Source organism: Desulfosarcina sp. (genome assembly GCF_041551955.1).
Taxonomy (GTDB): Bacteria; Desulfobacterota; Desulfobacteria; order Desulfobacterales; family Desulfosarcinaceae; genus Desulfosarcina.
The window spans coordinates 1-2,623 of the sequence record NZ_JBFELV010000569.1 but is presented as its reverse complement, the minus strand read 5'-3'; the positions used below and the strand labels follow the sequence as shown (position 1 = coordinate 2,623).

The 2,623-nt window shown below is 47.0% G+C and carries 3 protein-coding genes; 2 read left to right on the top strand and 1 reads right to left on the bottom strand.

Features of this window, described 5'->3' with window-relative positions; genetic code table 11:
- Positions 1 to 176: 176 nt before the first annotated feature.
- Both ABYV26_RS24255 and ABYV26_RS24250 read left to right on the top strand, forming a co-directional pair.
- Positions 177 to 1,256 carry a tyrosine-type recombinase/integrase gene (locus tag ABYV26_RS24255; RefSeq protein WP_372683922.1) on the top strand — a complete coding sequence of 360 codons (1,080 nt, stop codon included), beginning with the start codon at positions 177 to 179 and terminating at the stop codon, positions 1,254 to 1,256.
- Positions 1,213 to 2,091, top strand: a complete 879-nt coding sequence (locus ABYV26_RS24250; RefSeq protein ID WP_372683921.1) for a tyrosine-type recombinase/integrase — start codon at positions 1,213 to 1,215, stop codon at positions 2,089 to 2,091. Before ABYV26_RS24255 ends, ABYV26_RS24250 begins: the two co-directional genes overlap by 44 nt.
- Before the next feature lie 396 nt (positions 2,092 to 2,487).
- Here ABYV26_RS24250 and ABYV26_RS24245 read toward each other — a convergent pair whose 3' ends face one another.
- Positions 2,488 to 2,607 carry an SDR family oxidoreductase gene (locus ABYV26_RS24245; RefSeq protein WP_372683923.1) on the bottom strand — a complete coding sequence of 40 codons (120 nt, stop codon included), beginning with the start codon at positions 2,605 to 2,607 and terminating at the stop codon, positions 2,488 to 2,490.
- Between the last annotated feature and the right edge of the window lie 16 nt (positions 2,608 to 2,623).

The following is a 2,623-nucleotide window of genomic DNA, read 5'->3' as shown; positions in this document are numbered from 1 at the left end:
TATGGATTGTTCTATCTTCATGGAATTAGATGGAAGGACATGGGGAATGAAACCCACAACATAACGAAACTCACAACACAACTTGCCACTGTACGTAACAAAATGGTGATTGACTAAAACTGGCTAAAAAGTCATCATCTGTCTGATTTTTCTATGGAAATTAGAAAGGAGACAGCATGATGACCTTCGATAAAATTTCCATTAGTTCAGATGATCGCCCCGCCTTTCCTGCTAGAGATCACCGCTTTGACAGAACCGTCCTACAGATCGCCAACCAGACGATTGGTCCCCCTGGTCTTGATAAATTCCTGGAACGAATGGCCGAAAAGGACTTGTTCGGAAAGAAGCTGATCCGTCGCTATTTTTCTTACCTGTATCGCAGACGCCTGAGCAAAAGCACCATTAAAAGCTATGAGAGAACACTTTTCGCCTTTATCACCTTTCTTAAGGCCAATGGTCGATATTTCGTAGAAACCATTGTTCGAGACGATATTGGCGCTTTTGTGGAATACGAGCAGGATCGGGGGATGAGCCTTAGTACGGTCAACACCAGACTGAGAGCCATATACGCCTTTCTTCAATTTCTGGCTGACCGCGAAATCATTCATCCAAAAGTTCTCAATCGTAAGGTTCGTATTAAGCTTTCCGATACACTGCCGCGCGCAATTGATCCGGTAGATATTCGTTGCTTGTTAAAGGTGATTGTTAACCGAAGGGATCGGGCCTTGATCTTGATATTGTTGCGCACCGGCATGCGTATCGGCGAGTTATTGAACACCAAGATGATCGACATCAATCTAACCGAAAGGCGCATTGATATCTTCGAAGCCCAGAAAAATCGTGTTGGCCGTGTCGTTTACATTAGCAACGATGCCCTGACCGCCCTCAAGCGCTGGTTAAAGGTAAAAAAGGGCACCAGTGATTATATATTCAGCGGTCATAGCGGGAGGCCACTCAGTTATGAAGCCGCACGAATGGTCTTTATCAAGCACCTCAGAAAAGCCGGACTGGATCACAAAGGATACACCTTGCACGCCCTGCGCCATACATTTGCCAGCGAATTGCTCAATGCCGGTATGCGTTTAGAATGCCTGCAGCAACTGCTGGGGCACAGTAGCATCGAGATGACCCGACGCTATGCCCGCCTGACCGACAACAGGCGTAAAGACGAATATTTTAAAGCCATGCAAATCATCGAAAAGGAGGGGATCGGTGGCCATTACCGACGCGATCATTCAATACCGGCGGTTTATTAAGCGACGCAATTACTCACCCCACACGATCAGAAATTATATGCATACGCTGCGTCAGTTCATTTTGTGGGTAGATGTTCCCATTGAACAAGTAACCCACCGGATCCTGCTGAGCTACATTGACCATCTGCTCGACAGGCGGTTGTCCCCCAAAACGATCAACTGTCACCTGGACAGCATTCGTGGTTTTTACAACTACCTGATCCATGAAGAACGGGTGGCTATGGTTCATCCAATCAAGCGAGGGTATACATTGCGACTGTCCCGTCCGTTGCCCCGTTATCTCAGAGACGAACAGATTGTCCGTCTATTCGCGGTTATCAAAAAGTATCGCGATCGGGCTATGTTCATGCTGATGCTACGCTGCGGACTAAGAGTAGAAGAGGTCGCCAATTTAGCTTTGGCAGCCCTGGATTTAAGACGCTTACAGTTCATTGTTTATGAAGGCAAAGGTCGCAAAGACCGCATTGTCTACCTCAGTCGAGATGCCCTGCAAGCCTTGGTTGATTACCTTCGTGTGCGGCCCTCTTCACGGGTTCGTAAAGTTTTTCTTGTAGAGAAAGGGATCCACAAAGGCACAGGTATATCAGTACGTGGCATCCAGAAACGCATGGAGTATTATGCCAAGAAAGCTGGGTTAAAAGTATCATGTCATCAGCTTCGGCATACGATGGCCACGCAACTACTCAATGCTGATGCCGACCTGGTGACCATACAGGATCTTTTAGGCCACTCCCGCATCAAAACCACCCAGCGCTATTGTAAGGTCAGCAACCTCAAGGTTCAGCGGGATTACCACAAAGCGATCGGGGAGGTGATGCAAAGACATGGGCTTTAAGAAAAAGGCTTGACATGATTAAAAAGATGAAACACAATAACACCATCTAACCCACCTAAATACATAGAAATTTCAGCATTTGTTACGTATAGCTTGCCATTATGTTGCCGGTATTATTATGTTGTTCATTTTATTCCCCATTTCATTCCGGCTAATTCCAAACACCGCTACATCTTGTGGTCAAACGAATATTTGGGTGGGTGGTGATTACACCGCAGGGAATGTAGATATCTAAAAAATTGTCCACGTGGGGATTGAGATAATCGCCAGTCCTGCAAGACATCAGATAGCTCTATCGTCACTTTTTTATCAAGGTGTCATCGTCTTTGACACTTCACCATTCTAAGTTTTCTTATTCGGCATTCGATATTCGCTGAATTCTCATCTCCTCGGATATTACACCGCGCTGGCGCCACCATCCACCATCAGCGTCTGGCCGGTGATGAATCCGGCACCGTCGGAGCACAGGAACAACACCGGGTGAACCACGTCGGCGGTCTCGGCGATTCTGCCCATGGGGATGGTCTTGACG